Genomic DNA, 17,848 nt, shown 5'->3' with positions numbered 1-17,848 from the left:
ATCCCCACCCCTGGAGCCGTCCATCATGGAAGCACCTTTGAGAGTCGCGCTGATCAGCGAACACGCCTCCCCGCTGGCCCAGCAGGGCGGGGTGGACGCCGGCGGCCAGAACGTCTACGTGGCGCATGTCGCCGCGGCATTGGCGCGGCGCGGGCATCACGTAGACGTCCTGACGCGGCGCGACCAGCGCGCGCTGCCGACCGCCGTGGACATGCGGCCCGGCGTGCGCGTGTTCCACATCGATGCCGGCCCGGCCGCCTTCGTGCCCAAGGAGCAGCTGCTGCCGCACATGCGCGCCTTCGGCGCCGCCGCGCTGCGGCTGATGCGCGGCAGCGTGCGCCATGACGTGATGCACGCCAACTTCTTCATGTCGGGACTCGTGGGCCTGCGGCTGCGTCGCATGCTCGGCGTGCCGCTGGTGCAGACCTTCCACGCGCTGGGCGCCGTGCGCCGCCTGCATCAGAAGGAGTCGGACCGCTTTCCGCAGGAGCGCATCGCGATCGAGCGCCGCATCGCCGAAGAGGCCGATTGCGTCATCGCGGAGTGCCCGCAGGATGCCGACGATCTGATCCGCCATTGCGGCGCGCCGCCCGATCGGATCGCGCAGGTGCCTTGCGGCGTCGACCTGGACGAGTTCGGCCCCGGGGACCGCGCCGAGGCGCGACGCAAGCTGCACCTGGCGGGGGACGAGTTCATCGTGCTGCAGCTCGGCCGGCTGGTGCCGCGCAAGGGCGTCGACAACGTGATCCGCGCCGTCGCGCGCCTGCCGTCGGGGGTGCCGTGGCGGCTGCTGATCGTCGGCGGCGAGTCGACGTTGCCGGACGAGGCCCGCACGCCCGAGATCGGCCGGCTGCGCCGCGTCGCGCAGGACTGCGGCGTGGCAGCGCGCGTGACCTTTGTCGGGCGCCGCGACCGCGACCAGTTGCGCGACTACTACCGCGCCGCCGACGTCTTCGTGACGACGCCGTGGTACGAGCCCTTCGGCATCACGCCGCTGGAGAGCATGGCCTGCGCGACGCCGGTGATCGGCGCGGCGGTGGGCGGCATCCAGCACAGCGTCGTCGACGGGCTGACCGGCTTCCTGGTGCCGGCGCAGGATCCGGCGATCCTCGCGCTGCGCCTGGACGACCTGCGCCGCCAGCCGGAGCTCGGCCGCCTGATGGGCCGCGCCGGGCTGCAGCGGGCGCAGCGGGAGTTCACCTGGGACAGCGTCGCCGCGAAGCTCGCCGCGGTCTACGGCGGGCTGGCCGCGCGGCGCGCGCCGCGGCAGGCGCAGGGCGTCCACCGCCTCGCGGCGGCACGTGTGCCGGTCGGCGCCGGGTCGTCCGTCGTGGAGGCGAAGGGATGACGCTCGAGGCCGAAAGGACTGACGAGCGCCGCGCCCATCGCTGGCGCGCGGCGCGCCGCGTGCTGCTGATCCGGCTGGACAACCTGGGCGACGTGCTGATGACGACGCCCGCCATCGCCGCGGTGCGGGAGTCGCTGCCCGGCGCTCACCTGACCCTGCTGGCCGCGCCGTCGACGGTGGCGCTGGCGCCGCATCTGCCGATGGTCGACGAGGTCATCGGCTTCGACGCGCCATGGACCAAGGCCGGCGCGGCGGCGGCGGACCGCGGCGAGACCCCGCGCGGCTGGACCGAGCGGCAACTGGTGCGACGCCTGTCCGGCGCCGACGGCGGCGACCGGGAGCGCCCGGACGCCGCGATCATCTTCACGGTGTGCACGCAGAGCGTGTTCCCGGCGGCGACGCTGTGCCGGCTGGCCGGCATCCCGCTCGTGCTCGGACATGCGCGCGAGCGCGCCTATGGCCTGCTCAGCGACGAGGTGGCCGATCCGGACCGCATCGGACCAGGCATGCGCCATGAGGTGCGACGCCAGCTGGACCTGGTGGCGCGCGTGGGCTGCCGCACGCAGGACGAGCGCCTGCGCTTCGCGCTGGTCGCGCGCGATCGCAGGGCGGTCCGCGCGACCTTGCGCGGGGCAGGCCTCGCGGACGGGCGGCCCTATGTGCTGTTCCATCCGGGCGCGAGCGCCCCGTCGCGCCGCTATCCGGCGGACCGGCTGGGCGAGGCCGCGGACCGGATCGTCCGCGAGGACCGCACCGGCCGCACCGTGGCCGTCCTGTGCGCGGGACCCGGCGAGGTGGCGCTGCTCGCTGAGATGCGGCGCGCGATGCGCGGTCCCGCCATCGTGGTGGCGACGTCCGCCTGCATCGGCGAACTGGCCGCGCTGATCGCGGACGCGCGCTTGCTGGTGGCGAACAACAGCGGCCCGGTGCACCTCGCCGCGGCGCTGGGAACACCGGTGGTGGACCTGTACGCGCTGACGAATCCGCAGCACACGCCGTGGCAGGTGGCCTCGCGGGTGCTGAGCCACGACGTGCCCTGTCGCAACTGCCAGCAGAGCGTCTGCCCGGAACTGCACCACGCCTGCCTGCGTGGCATCGCGCCCGGCGAGATCGCCGAGGCGGCCGGCGCGCTGCTGCTGCCGGCGATGGGAGCCGTGGCATGAGCGGGCGCGGGCTGGACGTCTCCGTCGTGATCCCGACCTATGGGCGGCCCCAGTTGCTGGAGCGCTGCCTGCTGGCCTTGCTGGCGCAGACCCTGGCGCGCGAGCGCTTCGAGATCATCGTCGTCGACGACGGGCACGACAGCCGTTGCCGCGACCGGGTGCAGGCGATCGCCGCGCTCGACGGCGCGCCGCTCATCCGCTACCTGTGTCCCGTCCGCGGGAAGGGGCCGGCCGTGGCGCGCAACGCCGGCTGGCGCGCCGCCACCGCGCCCATCGTCGCCTTCACCGACGACGACACGCGGCCGGAGACCGGCTGGCTGCGGCTGGGTCTCACCGCGATGGCGCGGCATCCCGACTGGGTCGCCGCGTCGGGCCGCGTCCGGGTGCCGCCGACCTCGCGCCGCCGGCGCGGCGTGCATCGCGCGCCGACCGACCATGAGCTGATGACCCGCGGCCTGGAGACCGCCGAGTTCGTCACCGCCAACGCCTTCGTCCGGCGCGCCGCGCTGGTGGCGATCGACGGCTTCGACGAACGCTTCCGGCGCCCGTGGCGCGAGGACTCGGACCTGCAGTTCCGCCTCGAACGCCTGGGGCCGGTGGGGCACGCGACGCGCGCGCTGGTGTGGCATCCGGTCCGGCCGGAGCGATGGGGCGTGTCGCTGCGCCAGCAGCGCAACGTCTTCTTCGACGCGCTGCTGTATCGCAAGCATCCCGCGCTGTACCGCCGCCGCATCCGCCGCGTGCCGCCGTGGGACTACTACGCGATCGTGGCGCTGACGCTGGCCGCGGCCGTGCTGGCAGGGTCGGGGCGCATCGGCGCGGCGGCGCTGCCCATGACCGTCGCGCTGCTGCTGATGCTGCGCATCGCCGCGCGGCGCCTGCTGCACACGTCGCGTTCGCCCGCGCACGTGGTGGAGATGCTGTGCACGTCGGCTGCCATCCCGTTCCTGTCGGTGTACTGGCGCCTGCGCGGCGCCTGGCATTTCCGGACGCCGTTCCTGTGATGACCGCCGCCATCACGTCCCCGATCGAACGGTCGATGGAAGTGTCGACCGACGCGGCCGTCGACTCGGTCATCGACGCGGCTATTGAACCGGTCATTGAACCGGTCATTGAAGCGCCCATCCTGCGCGTCCTCGTGCTGCGCGCGCTGGTCTTGGGCGATCTGATCTGTGCGGTCCCCGCGTTGCGCACGCTGCGCGAGGCGTGGCCGCATGCGCATATCGCCTTGATGGGCCTGCCCGCGGCGCGCGAGTACGCCTCGCGCCTGGACTGCATCGACGAGTGGATCCCGTTCCCCGGCTGGCCGGGCCTGCCCGAGCACCCGCCGGACCTGCGCGAGCTGCCGACCTTCCTCGCGGCGATGCAGGGCGGCAACTGGGATCTCGCGATCCAGCTGCACGGCAGCGGCGAGCGGACCAACCCCTTCCTCGCGCTGCTCGGCGCGCGTTGCAACGCCGGCTTCCACGGCCCTCAGGCCTGGGTGCCGGCGCGGGATGCCGCGCGCTTCTTCCCCTGGCCCGAGGTCGGTCACGAGACACAGCGGCTGCTGTCGCTGTGCCGCCATCTCGGCCTTCCGCCGACGAGCGAGCACCTGTCGTTCCCGCTGCGCGACGACGACGAGCAGCACCTGCGTCAGGCCTGGCCCGGTCGGGACGAGGTCGCCTCCTATGTCTGCCTCCACGCCGGCGCGCAGCTCCCGTCGCGGCGCTGGCCGGTCGCGCGCTTCGCCGCCGTCGGCTGGGCCTTGCATGAAGCCGGCCACACGGTCGTGCTGACCGGCACCGCCGACGAAGGTCCGCTGGTGGCGACGCTCGCATCACGGCTCGCGGCGTTCCACGTGCCCTGCGTCAACCTCGCCGGCCAGACCTCGCTGTGGGCCTTCGGCGCGCTGCTGCGCGGCGCGCGGCTGCTGGTCTGCAACGACACCGGCGTGTCGCACGTCGCGGCGGCGCTGCGCGTGCCCAGCGTCGTGACTTCCTGCGGCGGCGATGCCGAGCGCTGGGCGCCGGTTGATCACGTGCTGCACCGCGTGCTGGCCAAGCCGGCGCCGTGCCGGCCGTGCGCGTTTTCCGACTGTCCCTACGGCCATCCCTGCGCAGAGGCACTGACCGTGGCCGAGGTGCTCGTCGCGATCGAGGACCTGCTGCGGCAGCCGCGCCTCGCCACCGGACCAACGATCAAGGAGGGCCACCATGCCCCGACGCTTGCGCATCCTGACGTGGCATGTCCACGGCAACTACCTCTTCAACCTCACGCAGGTTCCGCATGACTTCTACCTGGTGACCGATCCGGGGCGCACGCCGGGCCAGACGCCGGGCCAAACGCCGGGGCGTGCCGGCCGCGTGGGCGCGCTGCCGTGGGGCGACAACGTCCACGAGGCGCCGATCGCCGAGATCGCCCGCATGCCCTTCGACGTCGTGCTCTACCAGCACCGCGCGGGATGGGACGAGGACCGCGAGCGCTGGCTCGACGCGGCGCAGCAGCGCCTGCCGCGCATCTACCTGGAGCACGATCCGCCGCAGCGGCATCCGACCGACACCCGGCACTGGGTGCAGGACCGGGGCGCGCTGCTCGTGCATTGCACCCACTTCAATGCGCTGATGTGGGACGCGGGCGACACGCCGTCGCGCGTGATCGAACACGGCGTGCAGCCGCTGACCCGGCAGACCTGGACGGGCGAGGTCGAAAAGGGATTGGTGGTCGTGAACCATCTGGCCCGACGCGGCCGACGCCTTGGCGCCGACCTGTATCGGGAACTGGGCGGGCGCCTGCCGCTGGCGCTGGTGGGCATGGGCAGCGAGGAGATGCCGGGCGGGCAGGGCGAGGCGTCGCCGCTGGCGCTGCCGGCGTGGATGGCCTCGCATCGCTTCTTCTTCCATCCGGCGCGCTACACCAGCCTGGGCCTCGCGCTGATCGAGGCGATGCTGGTCGGGCAGCCGGTGATCGGCCTGGCGACCACCGAGCTGAGCACGGTGATCCGCAGCGGCGAGAGCGGCTTCCTCGACAACCGGCCGGACGTGCTCGAGGACGCCATGCGGCGTCTGCTGCGCGATCCCGGACTGGCGCGGGAATGGGGACAACGCGGCCGCGCGCTGGCCCGCGAGCGCTTCAACATCGACCGCTTCGTCGCGGACTGGATGCAGACCTTGCACGAGGTGAGCACATGAACGACTCCGCGCAGGGCGCATCCGCATCCACATCCGAGAGCGCCGACACGTTGCCGGCCGAGTCCCGCCGGTCCGCTCACACCGTGCTCGTCACCGGCGCCGCCGGCTTCGTCGGCAGCCACCTGTGCGAGGCGCTGCTGCGGCGCGGCGACCGCGTGATGGGCGTGGACAACCTCAGCACCGGCGACGCCGACCATCTGGAGCACCTGCTCGGACACCGCGGCTTCACCTTCCAGCGCCGCGACATCTGCCAGGAAGTGACGCCGGAGATGGCCGGCGCGGACCGGATCTTCAACCTGGCCTGTCCGGCGAGCCCGGCGTATTACCAGACGGCGCCGGTGGACACGGTGCTCAGCAGCGTGCTCGGCGTGTGGCGGCTGGCGACGATGGCGCAGGCCAGCGGCGCGCGCCTGCTGCAGACCTCGACCAGCGAGGTCTACGGCGACGCCGAGCGTCATCCGCAGCGCGAGGACTACTGGGGCAACGTCAATCCGAACGGCGCGCGCTCCTGCTACGACGAGGGCAAGCGCTGCGCGGAGGCGATGCTGATGGCCTACCACCGCGAGCAGGGCGTCGACGTGCGCCTGGCGCGGATCTTCAACACCTACGGCCCGCGGCTGCGGCCGGGCGACGGCCGCGTGGTCAGCAACTTCATCGTGCAGGCCTTGCAGGGCGAGGCGCTGACGGTCTACGGCGACGGCGGGCAGACGCGCAGCTTCTGCTTCGTCGACGACACCGTGCGCGCGCTGATCCGCATGATGGACGGCCCGCACATCGGCCCGATCAACGTCGGCAATCCCGGCGAGCACACGATGCTGGCCCTGGCCGAGATGGTCCTGCGCCTGACCGGCAGCCGGTCGCCGCTCGTGTTCATGCCGCTGCCCGAGGACGATCCGCGGCGCCGCTGCCCGGACATCGACCTCGCGCGGACCGAGCTGGGCTGGCAGCCGGAGGTCAGCCTGGAGGACGGGCTGCGCCGCACGATCGAGCACTTCCGCGTCGTGCTGGGTGCACGCACGCGGACGGTGGCTTGAAGACAGTCTCCGATCAATCGCATTCCCTTTCTGGAGAACATCAATGCTTGCCATGGAATACCGCGGCCCGTACCGCATCCGGACCGTGCACAAGCCGACACCGGCGATCGAGCATCCGCAGGATGCGATCGTTCGCGTGGTGCGCAGCTGCATCTGCGGCTCCGACCTGCATCTCTATCACGGCCTCGTGCCTGACACCCGCGTCGGATCGACCTTCGGCCACGAGTTCATCGGGCAGGTCGTCGATGTCGGTCCCGGCGTGAAGCAGCTCCGCGTCGGTGATCGCGTGCTGGTCCCCTTCAACATCTTCTGCGGCACCTGCTTCTTCTGCCAGCGCGAGCTCTACGGGAACTGCCACGCTACGAATCCGGAGGCGACCGCGGTGGGCGGCATCTACGGCTACTCGCACACGACAGGCGGCTACGACGGCGGGCAGGCGGAGTTCGTGCGCGTGCCGATGGCGGATGTCGGGCCGACCAAGATCCCCGATGACCTGCACGCCGAGGATGCCGTGCTGCTGACGGACGCCTTCCCGACCGGCTATCAGGCGGCGGAGATGGGCGACATCCGCGAGGGCGACACCGTCGTCGTCTTCGGCGCCGGTCCCATCGGCCTGTTCGCGGCGAAGAGCGCCTGGCTGATGGGCGCGGGCCGCGTGATCGTGGTGGACCACGTCGAGTACCGGCTCGACTTCGCGCAGCGCTTCGCGCAGTGCGAGGTCATCAACTTCCGCGAGGTGCGGGACATGGCCGAACACATCAAGCGAATGACCGATGGGCTGGGCGCGGACGTGTGCATCGACTGCGTCGGCGCCGAAGCGGCGGGCAACTTCCTGCAGAGCCTGACCGGCGTGCGCATGAAGCTCCAGGGTGGCGCCGCCACCGTGCTGCACTGGGCGGTGAACGCCGTGCGCAAGGGCGGCCGGGTGTCCATCGTCGGCGTCTACGGCCCGACCTTCAACGCCTTCCCGATGGGCAATGCGGTGAACAAGGGGCTGACGCTGCGGATGAACCAGGCCAGCGTGAAGCGCCATCTGCCGCGCCTGTTCGAACACATCCGCGCGGGGCATATCCGGCCGCGGGACATCATCACCCACCGCCTGCCGCTCGAGGAAGTGGCGGACGCCTATCACCTGTTCTCCAGCAAGCTCGACGGCTGCATCAAGACGGTACTGATTCCGCCGGGGGCCGACGAGCTGGGCTGGCCCATCGGGAGAGCCGCATGAAGAACGACGAGTCCTACGCGCCGGACGCCGGCGCCCGCGACGCGCACGAGCAGGCGATGGCGGCCGGCCATGTGCATCGACCGCCCATCGACCGGAGCCGCTACGCCCACATCCCCGGCTGGGGCGTGGACCGCGACAAGAAGGATCGTCCCGCAGTGCCGATGGAGCGCACGCCGCCGCGGCTCGACGGCATCGACTGGGACATGCCGTCGCAGCAGCAGTCCGACGTCGAAGTGCTGCACTCGACCGAACGCTCCGGACTGACGCCGGTGTACGGCACCAGCGCGCCGCCGCGCGGGCTCAGCGGCATGCTGCGACGGACCGGATTCCGATACAGCGAAAACGACCTGCGACGTTGGCTGATCCTGCTGCTGGCGGATCGCGTCGACGTGGTCGAGGGCCTGTTCAGCGATGTCGCCTCGGGCCATGTGCCGCGCATCTACAACGAGATGGGCGGGCGCGCGGAGCTCAGGCACAACCCCGCCGGCGCCGCCCGGAAAGTGGTGGCGGTCGCGGCCGTGGCAGGGGTGGCCTATTGGCTGTGGCGCCGGCATCAGCGCGACGAACAGGACTGAGTCCGGCGGCCGGCCGCGTCACGGAGATCTCACGCCGCCCCTCCTCGGCGTGAATCGAGCGATGCACGCGGCCGCCACCCGCGTGCGAGCGCGACGCCGCACTACAGGTTGGCGGCCTTGAGGATGCGACCCGTCTTCGCCGGGTCGGCCGGTTGGCCGAGTCCGTCGACGCTCCCCGCGCCCAGCACCCGCTGATAGGGGTCGGCGGAGACCCGCAGGGCGGCGATGCGCGCCGCCGCGCGTCGGGAGGCCACGGCGGCCTGCCGGCCCTTGGGCGTCACCGCCCGGGCGGCGAGCTGGCCGATGTAGTCGATATCGAATGGATGCATGGATCCTCGCCATGATGAACACGGGCCATCAGGGCAGGCGGCGTGCCAGGGTCGGCCGGATCAGCAACGCCGGACCGGAGCGAACGACGCCCTCATTGACGGCTCAGCGCCGCCAACGCGCGCGCGTATCGATGCACCACGCGCCGGCCGTGGACCTCGCCGCGCGCGTCGCGCGTCGCATGCCACACCCCGCTGCGGTGCCAGCGTTCCGGCTCGTTCCAGTCCGGCCGGTCGAGCAGCGGATAGAAGCACACGCCCAGCAGCGGCAGGCCGAGTGCCGAAGCGCGTCGGGCCTCCGCCGCGATGTCCTCGAGCCAGTCCGCGCGGCCGCGTCCGAAGTGGCCGGTCTCGGCGACGACCATCGGCCTGCCGTAGCGCTCGAACACGAGCCGCAGCATCTCCGACAGCGGCATGCGCCGCGGATCCTGCAGATGCCAGGCGAGCCGCCGCTCGGTCGGCACTTCCCACTGGCTGCTGTGGTAGTGGTTGAGGCCGATGAGATCGAGCGCGCCGGGATGCCCGCCGATCTCCGGCGAGAGGCGGCCCGAGAGCATGTCCAGCGACTGCCATTGGTAGGACGCGATGCGATCGGCAAGCGCGCGCAGCTCGTCCGTGTCCTCCGCCGGCACGACGTGCACGACCGGCTCGATGTGGAGGAAGCGCGCCTCGGGGTCGACCTCTCGGATGGCGGCCATGCCGGCGAGCGCGGCATGCGCGAGCCGCCGCTTCATTTCGAAGCCGCTCACGCCCGTGTCCTCCTGACCGGCGTCGCCCAGCACGCCGGCCGGTCCCATGCCGTTGGTCGCCGACGCCGCCCAGGCGAGGAAGCTGATCTCGTTGACCGGCGTGTAGATGCGCGGCGCGGGGCAGAGAGGCATCAGCGCGCGCGCCGCCTCGGCCGCGAATCGCGCGAAGCGCGGGATCAGGCGGTCGTCGCGCAGCGAGAGGTCGGGCGGGACCCCGTAGTGCATCAGCGTCCACAGCACCTGCAGGCCTTCGCGCCGCGCGGTGCGTGCCATCTCGCAGGCGCGTGAGAAGTCCCAGCGGCCGGGCTCGCGTTCGCTCAGGCGCCAGCCGACGCTCTCGCGCACGCAGCGCAGGCCGAGGCCGCGGGCCGCGGCGTAGTCGCCGCGCAGCTGGCGGTCGTGGCCGGTGACGCGCACCATGTCGAGCGCGTCGCCGCGTGCGTTGACGTGATCGGCGCCCTCGTAGCCGCCCATCCAGAACGACCGGAACGGCGACGCGATGTCCTCCGGCGGGCCGCTCACGACGGCGTGGCGAGCGCCTGCTCCACCAGCGCACACCAGCTGTGCCCGATGAAGATGTGCGCCTCCTGGATACGGGCGGTGTCGCCGTGCGGCACGACCAGGCAGAGGTCGCACAGCGCGTTCATCGCGCCGCCGTCGCGTCCGCTCAGGCCGATGGTGCTCATGCCGAGCTGCCTGGCCTGCGTCAGTCCCCGCAGCACGTTCGCGGAGTTGCCCGAGGTGGAGACCGCGATGACGCAGTCGCCCGCGACGCCGAGGCCCGCGATCTGCCGCGCGAACACCTCGGCGAAGCCGTAATCGTTGCCGATCGCGGTCAGCGCGGAGCTGTCGGTCGTCAAGGCCAGCGCGGCCAACGGCGCGCGTTCCGCGTGGAAGCGGCCGACGAACTCCGCGGCCAGATGCTGGCAGTCGGCGGCCGATCCGCCGTTGCCCATGAGCAGCAGCTTGCGTCCGGCGCGCAAGGTCTCGGTCATCAGGATCGCCGCGTCGGCGATGTCCGGCCACATCGTGTCGAGGCGGTCGAACAGCGCGCGGTGGTCCCGCAGGCCTTCGTCGAAGAGGGCCGTCGCCGGCGACGGACCGGGCGGTGGCCGCGGCGACGCGCGCCGGCCCCGCGCGGCCGGCAGCACCGGCGTGGTCGAGTAGGGCGCCGGGAACGGCGCGGGGAAGGACAGGGCTTTCATGCAGGCACTCCGAGTTCGTCCAAGGTGACCGAGGCCGTCCCGAACTTGCCGACGACGAGACCCGCCGCCCGGTTGGCGGCGCGCACGGCGTCCTCCAGCGTCTCGCCGCGGGCGAGGAAGCAGGTCAGCGCGGCCAGCACGGTGTCGCCGGCGCCGCTGACGTCGTAGACCTCGCGGGTCTGCGCCGCGATGTGCAGGCCGCCGCGGCCGCGCGAGTACAGGCTCATGCCGTCGTCGCCGCGCGTCAGCAGCAGGTGCTCGATGTCGAGCCGCGCCAGCAGCGAGGCGACGCGGTCGCCGAGCTGGGCCTCGTCCGGCCAGTCGCCGAGCACCTCGTGCAGTTCGGCCAGGTTGGGCTTGATCAGCCAGGCCCCGGCGTAGGCCGCCAGGTCCCGGCGCTTGGGATCGACGAGCACCTGGCGCGATGTCCCGCGGCAGCGCTCGATCAGCACGCCCGCGTCGCGCAGCGCGCCCTTGGCGTAATCGGACAGCACGATCCAGCGGTGGCGTTCGGCCAGCGTGCCGGCCAGCCGGGTCAGTTCGTCGACGGCGTCGGCGGGCGGCGCGGACTCGACGTCCATGCGCAGCAGCTGCTGGCGCCGGCTGACCATGCGCATCTTCTGGGTCGTGTCGACGCCGGGACTGCGCACGAAGTGCTGCGTGATGCCCGGCTGGTCCAGCAGCGCGATCAGGCAGGCGCCCGCGTTGTCCGCGCCGACCAGGCCGGTGAGCGTGCACGGGCAGCGCAGCTGCGCCAGGTTGAGCGCGACGTTGGCCGCGCCGCCGGCCCGCTGCGTCTGGCGATGCAGCCGCAGCACGGGCACCGGCGCCTCGGGGGAGATGCGCTCCACCGCACCTTCGAGGTACACGTCCAGCATGCAGTCGCCGACGATCAGGACCTCGGGCCGCGCCAGCTCGGGGATCATCGCGCCGTCGCCTGCAGATGCTCGATCAGGCCGGTGCTCGAATGCCCCGGCAGCAGCGGGCCGATCGTCACGCGGCCGCCCCAGCTGCGCACCAGCGGGGTTTCCGGCAGGTCCTCGATGCGGTAGTCGCCGCCCTTGACGTAGACCTCCGGCCGCAGCGCCTGCAGCAGCAGGGCCGGCGTCGCTTCGTCGAACCAGGTCACCCAGGACACGCAGGCCAGCGCCGCCACGACGTGCGCCCGGTCGGCCAGCGTGTGGAAGGGCCGATCGCCGGCATGGTCCGATTTGCCGAGGCCGCGCGCCGAGCGGTCGCTGTTGAGCGCGACGACCAGGCTGCTGCCCTGCGCGCTGGCGGCTTCCAGGTAGGCGACGTGGCCGGCGTGGAGGATGTCGAACACCCCGTTGGTGAACACCAGCGGGCGCGCGACCCGCGAGACCGTTTCCCGCAGCCGCTCGGGCGGCAGGACCTTCAGCGCGCTGTTCCACTTGTCGAGCATGAGGAGCTCCCTTGCCATGAATCGCCGAGCCGCGCCAGCAGGTGTGCCGCCAGCGCGTCCCAGTCGGTGAAGACGGCGTCGGGCTCGCGCAGCGGCGAGCGGCGCCAGACGGTTTCCCCGCCGCTGTCGAACAGCAGGCCGCCAGCGCCGGCCCGGTGGCCGGCCTCGACGTCGTCAAGCGTGTCGCCCACCATCCACGAGCGCGTCAGGTCCAGGTTCAGCCGGCGCGCCGCGCCGATCAGCATGCCCGGCGCGGGCTTGCGGCACAGGCAGGCGGGACGGCCCTGGGCATCGGGTTCGTGGGGGCAGAGCATGAGATCGTCGATGGCGACGCCGGCCTCGTCGCGCAGGCGTTGCAGCAGCACCTCCTGCAATTGCGCAAATTGCGCGCGCGAGAAATGGCCGCGCGCGATGCCGCTCTGGTTGGTGACGATCACCAGCGCCAGTCCGGCCGCCTGCAGCCGCGCGAGCGCCGGGCCCACGCCGGGCATGAAGCGCAGTTGCCGGGGATCGACGTTGTAGGGCACGTTCTCGATGAGCGTGCCGTCCTTGTCGATGAACAGGCAGGGCCGCAGCGGCGCACCGCGGGCGCGCTCCGCGGCCGGCGCGGCCAGGTCCAGGTCCTGGACCGGCAGCATGCCGAGCGGATCGAGGGGCAGGCTCATGGCCAGGAGCTTTCGCGCATCGGCAGCACCGTCACTTCGGGGATGACGGTGCCGGCGGGCTGCGTCAGCACCCAGCGCACCGCGCGCGCGACGTTGATCGGGTCCTGCAGCGTGGCCACGTCGATCCCGGGGAATCGGTCGAGCAGGAAGGGCGTCTTCATGCCGCCGGCGACGATCGCCGAGACGCGCACGTTCCGGTCCCGCAGCTCCGCATGCAGCGCATGCGACAGGCCCAGCAGGCCCCACTTGGTCGCGTGATACGCGCTGGCATTGGGCCAGGCGCGCTTGGACGCGGTCGAGGCGATGTTGACGATGTGACCGCCGCGCGGCTGTCCGAACATCCGCGCGGAGGCGAACTTGGCCATCAGCAGCGGCCCGGACAGGTTGGTGGCGAGCACGCGCTGCCAGTCTTCGACGCTGAGTTCGGACAAGGGCGCGGTGACGTCGATCGCGGCGTTGTTGATCAGCACGTCGAGCCGGCCCAGGTCCCGCACCGTGTCCGCGACCGCCTGCTCGCACTGCCGCGGGTCGGACACGTCCAGCGCCAGGGGCACGGCCTGGATGTCGAGTTCCGCGAGGACCGCGGCGCGGTTGCGGGCGCGCTCCACGTCGAGATCGGCCAGCACGACGCGCATGCCCGATTCGCCGAGCACCTGCGCGATCGCCGCGCCCAGGCCCCGGCTGCCGCCGGTGATCAGGGCGACCTGGCCGGCCAGCGACGGCGTGTCGGCGGTTTCAGCCGCAGAGGCCGGTGGGGAGGGGCGGTCGTCGGACGCGCGTGGCAAGGGGAACGACGGGGTCGTCGCGGCGGTGTCGATCATGGCGAGGCTCCAGGGAACGGGCGGCAGGCGGGCAGCCATCGCCGGCCGGAACTGCGCACGATGGAAGGAGGCGAGGGGCGGACACCAGTGACCCCACGGTCTACCCAGCAGAAGCGGCTCGGATCGATCTCCCTTCAGCAAGGGGCGTACCCGGGCCTTCCACGCCGGCGATGACGCCCGCGACGCCCGCGACGCCCGCGACTGCCTGCGATGGCCCGCGCCTACGCCTACGCCTACGCCTGCGCCTGCGACTATCTGCGCCTATGCCTGCGCATGCTGTCCGAGCAGATGCGCGATCTCATCGGGATCCGCGGGCTTGGTGAGGTAATGCGTGACGCCGGCCTCCCGGCCCCGATCGACGTCGTCCAGCTGGCCGTAGCCGCTGACCGCGATCACCAGCGTGTCCTCGTGGCCGGGCATCTCGCGCAACTGGCGGCAGACCTCGTAGCCGTTCATGCCCGGCAGGCCGATGTCGAGCACCACGGCGTCCGGCCGGAAGTCCCGCATCTGCGCCAGCGCGGACGGCCCGTCGTCGGCGATCTGCACGTCGTGCCCGGCGAGCGTCAGCAAGGCCGCCGTGCTCTGGCTCGCGTCGGCGTTGTCGTCGACCACCAGCACCCGGCGCGGCGACTTCGCGACGGGCTCGGCCGGCGGCTGCGGTCGCGCATTGGGCAAGTTTGCGGCCTCCTCGCGGTACGGCAGTCTCACGACGAAGCGGCTGCCCTGGGTCAGGCCCGCGCTGAAGGCGCTCACCTGGCCGCCGTGCAGCTCGACGAGCCGGCGCACGACCGCCAGCCCGATGCCCAGTCCGCCCATGTTCTGGCCCGCCGAGCGGTCGGCCTGGACGAACACGGTGAAGAGCTCGGCCTGGAACGCCTCGGTCATGCCGATGCCGTTGTCGGTCACGGTCAGCACGGCTTCCTGGTCGCCGCGTTGCAGCGACACGTGGATGACGCCGCCGGCCGGGGTGTACTTGATCGAGTTGCCGATCAGGTTGGCCACGATCTGCTCCAGCCGCACCGCGTCGCCGTCGACGAAGACCGGCTCGGGAGGCAGGGTCACGGTGAGCTCGTGGCGACGCGCCTCGATGGGCTGGCGCAGCGCGTCATGCGCCTGCCGCACGATCTGCGACAGGTCCAGGCGCTCCATGTGCAGCGACACCATGCCGCGGCTGATGCGCGAGACATCCAGCAGGTCGTCCACCATGCGGACCTGGTTGCGCAGCTGCCGCTCGATGGTCGCGACCGCCTTGTGCCGCGTCGCGTCGTCGGCGCCTTCATGCCGCCACAGGTGCATCGCGTTGGTCATCGCGGCCATCGGGTTGCGCAGCTCGTGCGCCAGCATCGCGAGGAACTCGTCCTTCTGCCGGTCCGCCTGCGTCAGCCGGTCGAAGGCGCGGTGCTTGGTCGTGACGTCGTCGATCGTCAGCAGGATCAGGGTGCGGTCCGGCCAGGCCACGCGGGCCGCGTTGAGCTTGACCGTGCGCGTCCCGATGTGGGGGAAGGCCGCGGTGAGCTCGTAGTCGCGCACCCGCGTGTGCCGCGGGACCAGGGTCTCGAGCAGTTCGCGCAGCGCGGGGATGTTCCATTGACCGTCGCCCAGTTCGTACAGCACGTGCTGGAGGGTCTCGCGCGGACTGGTCTCGTAGGCGGCGTAGAAGGCCTGGTTGGCGCGCGTGACGCGCAGGTCCGTCGTCAGCACCAGCAGCGGCTGGGACATCGTCTCGATGATCGCGTCGGCGAAGTCGCGCCCCTGCGTCACCTCGTCATGCAGGACCTTGAGCTCGCGGTTGCGGAAGCGCAGCTCGTCGTTGGTCGTGGACAGCTCCTCGTTCAGGGACTGGAGCTCCTCCTTGGCGGTCTCCAGTTCCTCGTTGGTGCTCTGGAGCTCCTCGTTGCTCGACTGCGTCTCCTCTTCCAGCGCCTTGAGCGACTCCATGGCGCGATCGTGTTCCTCGAGCATCACGCGGGTCTGCTCGCGGGTCGCGCGCAGTTCGTCGGTCAGGCGGCGGATCTCGCCGCGGTCCACGTCGTTGCGGCGCGCGGAACCGCCCGCCAGCCGCGCCAGCACCGCCGCCTTGACCGTCTGCGTCAGCCCCGTCCGGACGACGGTGTCCGGCAGCGGCAGGGGCGTGTCGGACAGGAGGAAGAACACCAGGAACCAGCGCGGCCCCGTCTCGCCGGGGTACAGCGGCACGACCTCGATCGCGGCGTCGCGCAACTGGCCCGGGCCGGTCTCGACGCGCAGTCCGGTGCGGCGCACGGGCGAGGCCTCGGTGCGGGCCTGGCGCAGCGCCTCGCTGACGGCGATGAACACGCCCGGCCGCGCCAGGCGCTGGAGCTGCTGCGTCGGCGCCCCCGCCGGCAGGGAGAGGAAGGCGCCGGTCTCGCCGCGGAATTCGAGCACGTTGAGGTCGTCGTCGCAGAGCACGCACGGCGGCGTGAAGCGCGCCATCGAGATCCGGTCGATCTCCCGCCGCAGCGTGTCCCGGTCCGGCGGCAGGGACGTGCCGTTGCGGCGCGGGCTCGGCACCGCCGTCATCGCGGGTCGCACGGGCTGGCCCATCGCGGCCAGGACGCGATGCGGCACGGCCTTCTTCAGGTAGAGCCGGGTGCGTTTGCCCTCCAGCGCGCTGAAGAGTTCGGAGTAGGCGCCGACCGTTTCCGACAGGCCCAGCATCAGCATGCCTTCGCGCTGCAGCGCGAAATGGAAGGCCGGCATGATGCGCTTCTGCAGCGTCGGGTCGAGGTAGATCAGCAGGTTGCGGCAGCTGATCAGGTCGATGCGGGAGAAGGGCGGGTCGTAGGCGACGTTCTGGCGCGCGAAGGTGCAGCAGTCGCGCAGGCTCTTGGAGACGCGGTAGTGATCGCCGTCCTGGATGAAGAAGCGGGCCAGGCGCTCGGCGGTGACGTTGCGGGCGATGTTCTCGATGTAGCGGCCGTTGCGCGCGATGGCGAGCGACTCCTCGCTGACGTCGGTGCCGAAGAGCTGCACCTGCCGGTGCGGCGCGTGTTCGGCCAGGTGCTCCAGCACGCAGATGGCGATGGAATAGACCTCCTCGCCGGTCGCGCAGCCGGGCACCCAGATGCGCAGCGGCAACGCGGGGTCCACATGCTTCAGCAGCCGGGGCAGCGCGGTGTCCGACAGCGCGACGAAGGACTCGGGGTCCCGGAAGAATTCGGTGTAGCGGATCAGCAGGTCGTGGCACAGCGCATGCGCTTCCTCGGGGTCCGATTCGAGGACCGGCAGGTAGGCCGCCAGGTGCTCGAGCCCGTGGAGCGCCAGGCGACGGCCCAGGCGCCGCTCGACGGTGCCGCGCTTGTAGTGGGTGAAGTCGATGTGGCAGACGGCGTGCAGCCGGCGGAACACGCGGTCCATCTGGGCGCCGTCGTGCGAGCCGCCGCGGTCGTCGGCATCGAGCGCCTGCACGTCGAGGAAGGGGTTGCGCACCAGCCGCAGCAGCGCGGCGGCGATCTGCGCGGGCGGGAGCGTGCGGTCGACGCCGCCCAGTTCCACCGCGGCGCGCGGCATGCTCGTGTACCGCGCCGAGTCGTCGTCCTGCGCGAAGCCGATGCCGCCGCAGCCCTTGATCGCCTGCATGCCGATGGCGCCGTCGGTGCCGCTGCCGGAGAGGATGACGCCGATGGCCTTGCTGCCCTGGTCCTTGGCCAGCGAATCCAGCATGTCGTCGATCGGCATGGGCGGGCCCAGGGTCTCGCCGCGGGGGCGGAGCACCAGGCGGCCGTGGGCCACCGACATGCTGGTGTCGGGCGGGATGACGTAGACGTGGTTCTCCTCGACGAGCTGGCCGTCCGTCGCTTCCTCCACGGCGAGCGGCGTGCGCTGGGCGAGGATCTCCGTCAGCAGGCTCGGATGCGAGCGATCGAGGTGTTGCACGACGAGCAGCGCCATGCCCGCGTCCGCAGGCAGCAGGGAGAGCAGTTCGCTCAGGGCATCCAGACCACCAGCGGAGGTGCCGATGCCCACGATGGGGTAGGCCTGCTGGGTCACATCGGCGCTTTCGAGAGGGGATGAGCCGGACCGGGGGTGGTCAGGGGGAACGCCGCTTGTCCCGATCGGGCACTGCGGCTTGTCTTTCAGTCGACTGCGATGCTACGCCACTAACGGCGATGCCAGGGGATCA

16 protein-coding genes are annotated in these 17,848 nt (G+C 71.9%); 8 read left to right on the top strand and 8 right to left on the bottom strand.

Annotated elements, in window-relative coordinates; translation table 11 throughout:
• Positions 1 to 25: 25 nt before the first annotated feature.
• The 8 genes from AC1VNM_RS10145 to AC1VNM_RS10110 are packed head-to-tail and all read left to right on the top strand — an operon-like array spanning position 26 to position 8,515.
• Positions 26 to 1,348, top strand: coding sequence for a glycosyltransferase family 4 protein (locus AC1VNM_RS10145; protein WP_483106840.1), 1,323 nt, complete (start codon positions 26 to 28; stop codon positions 1,346 to 1,348).
• Positions 1,345 to 2,511 carry a glycosyltransferase family 9 protein gene (locus tag AC1VNM_RS10140; protein ID WP_377154298.1) on the top strand — a complete coding sequence of 389 codons (1,167 nt, stop codon included), beginning with the start codon at positions 1,345 to 1,347 and terminating at the stop codon, positions 2,509 to 2,511. The genes AC1VNM_RS10145 and AC1VNM_RS10140 overlap by 4 nt, the downstream gene beginning before the upstream one ends.
• A complete protein-coding gene (locus AC1VNM_RS10135; RefSeq protein WP_483106839.1) occupies positions 2,508 to 3,515 on the top strand; it encodes a glycosyltransferase family 2 protein in 1,008 nt (335 codons plus the stop codon). Before AC1VNM_RS10140 ends, AC1VNM_RS10135 begins: the two co-directional genes overlap by 4 nt.
• 35 nt (positions 3,516 to 3,550) lie before the next feature.
• Entirely contained in the window at positions 3,551 to 4,783 is a 1,233-nt protein-coding gene (locus tag AC1VNM_RS10130) for a glycosyltransferase family 9 protein (protein ID WP_483106838.1), read from the top strand.
• Positions 4,707 to 5,681: a glycosyltransferase gene (locus AC1VNM_RS10125; protein WP_483106837.1), complete on the top strand. Its 975-nt coding sequence runs from the start codon at positions 4,707 to 4,709 to the stop codon at positions 5,679 to 5,681. Before AC1VNM_RS10130 ends, AC1VNM_RS10125 begins: the two co-directional genes overlap by 77 nt.
• Positions 5,678 to 6,715 (top strand): UDP-glucuronic acid decarboxylase family protein, encoded by a 1,038-nt coding sequence (locus AC1VNM_RS10120; RefSeq protein ID WP_483106836.1) that lies wholly within the window; start codon positions 5,678 to 5,680, stop codon positions 6,713 to 6,715. The genes AC1VNM_RS10125 and AC1VNM_RS10120 overlap by 4 nt, the downstream gene beginning before the upstream one ends.
• Positions 6,716 to 6,758: 43 nt before the next feature.
• Positions 6,759 to 7,940, top strand: a complete 1,182-nt coding sequence (locus AC1VNM_RS10115) for a zinc-dependent alcohol dehydrogenase (protein ID WP_483106835.1) — start codon at positions 6,759 to 6,761, stop codon at positions 7,938 to 7,940.
• Positions 7,937 to 8,515 carry a hypothetical protein gene (locus AC1VNM_RS10110; RefSeq protein ID WP_483106834.1) on the top strand — a complete coding sequence of 193 codons (579 nt, stop codon included), beginning with the start codon at positions 7,937 to 7,939 and terminating at the stop codon, positions 8,513 to 8,515. The genes AC1VNM_RS10115 and AC1VNM_RS10110 overlap by 4 nt, the downstream gene beginning before the upstream one ends.
• Positions 8,516 to 8,616: 101 nt before the next feature.
• On the opposite strand, the gene AC1VNM_RS10105 is transcribed toward AC1VNM_RS10110, so the two are convergent.
• The 8 genes from AC1VNM_RS10105 to AC1VNM_RS10070 form a co-directional block, all read right to left on the bottom strand.
• Entirely contained in the window at positions 8,617 to 8,844 is a 228-nt protein-coding gene (locus AC1VNM_RS10105) for a hypothetical protein (RefSeq protein WP_483106833.1), read from the bottom strand.
• Positions 8,845 to 8,936: 92 nt separating this feature from the next.
• Positions 8,937 to 10,112 carry a hypothetical protein gene (locus AC1VNM_RS10100; protein WP_483106832.1) on the bottom strand — a complete coding sequence of 392 codons (1,176 nt, stop codon included), beginning with the start codon at positions 10,110 to 10,112 and terminating at the stop codon, positions 8,937 to 8,939.
• On the bottom strand, positions 10,109 to 10,795 hold the full coding sequence (locus AC1VNM_RS10095) for a D-sedoheptulose 7-phosphate isomerase (RefSeq protein WP_483106831.1): 687 nt from the start codon (positions 10,793 to 10,795) through the stop codon (positions 10,109 to 10,111). The genes AC1VNM_RS10100 and AC1VNM_RS10095 overlap by 4 nt, the downstream gene beginning before the upstream one ends.
• Positions 10,792 to 11,721 (bottom strand): bifunctional heptose 7-phosphate kinase/heptose 1-phosphate adenyltransferase, encoded by a 930-nt coding sequence (locus tag AC1VNM_RS10090; protein ID WP_483106830.1) that lies wholly within the window; start codon positions 11,719 to 11,721, stop codon positions 10,792 to 10,794. Before AC1VNM_RS10090 ends, AC1VNM_RS10095 begins: the two co-directional genes overlap by 4 nt.
• Positions 11,718 to 12,218, bottom strand: coding sequence for an adenylyltransferase/cytidyltransferase family protein (locus AC1VNM_RS10085; protein WP_483106829.1), 501 nt, complete (start codon positions 12,216 to 12,218; stop codon positions 11,718 to 11,720). The genes AC1VNM_RS10090 and AC1VNM_RS10085 overlap by 4 nt, the downstream gene beginning before the upstream one ends.
• A complete protein-coding gene (locus AC1VNM_RS10080; RefSeq protein ID WP_483106828.1) occupies positions 12,191 to 12,883 on the bottom strand; it encodes a D-glycero-alpha-D-manno-heptose-1,7-bisphosphate 7-phosphatase in 693 nt (230 codons plus the stop codon). The genes AC1VNM_RS10085 and AC1VNM_RS10080 overlap by 28 nt, the downstream gene beginning before the upstream one ends.
• Positions 12,880 to 13,704 (bottom strand): SDR family oxidoreductase, encoded by an 825-nt coding sequence (locus AC1VNM_RS10075; RefSeq protein ID WP_483106827.1) that lies wholly within the window; start codon positions 13,702 to 13,704, stop codon positions 12,880 to 12,882. The genes AC1VNM_RS10080 and AC1VNM_RS10075 overlap by 4 nt, the downstream gene beginning before the upstream one ends.
• 261 nt (positions 13,705 to 13,965) lie before the next feature.
• On the bottom strand, positions 13,966 to 17,715 hold the full coding sequence (locus tag AC1VNM_RS10070; protein ID WP_483106826.1) for a chemotaxis protein CheB: 3,750 nt from the start codon (positions 17,713 to 17,715) through the stop codon (positions 13,966 to 13,968).
• Between the last annotated feature and the right edge of the window lie 133 nt (positions 17,716 to 17,848).

This window comes from Mitsuaria sp. MSU3D (assembly GCF_056867975.1).
Note: the sequence above shows the minus strand (reverse complement) of the source record. Positions and strands in the feature narration are given on the sequence as shown.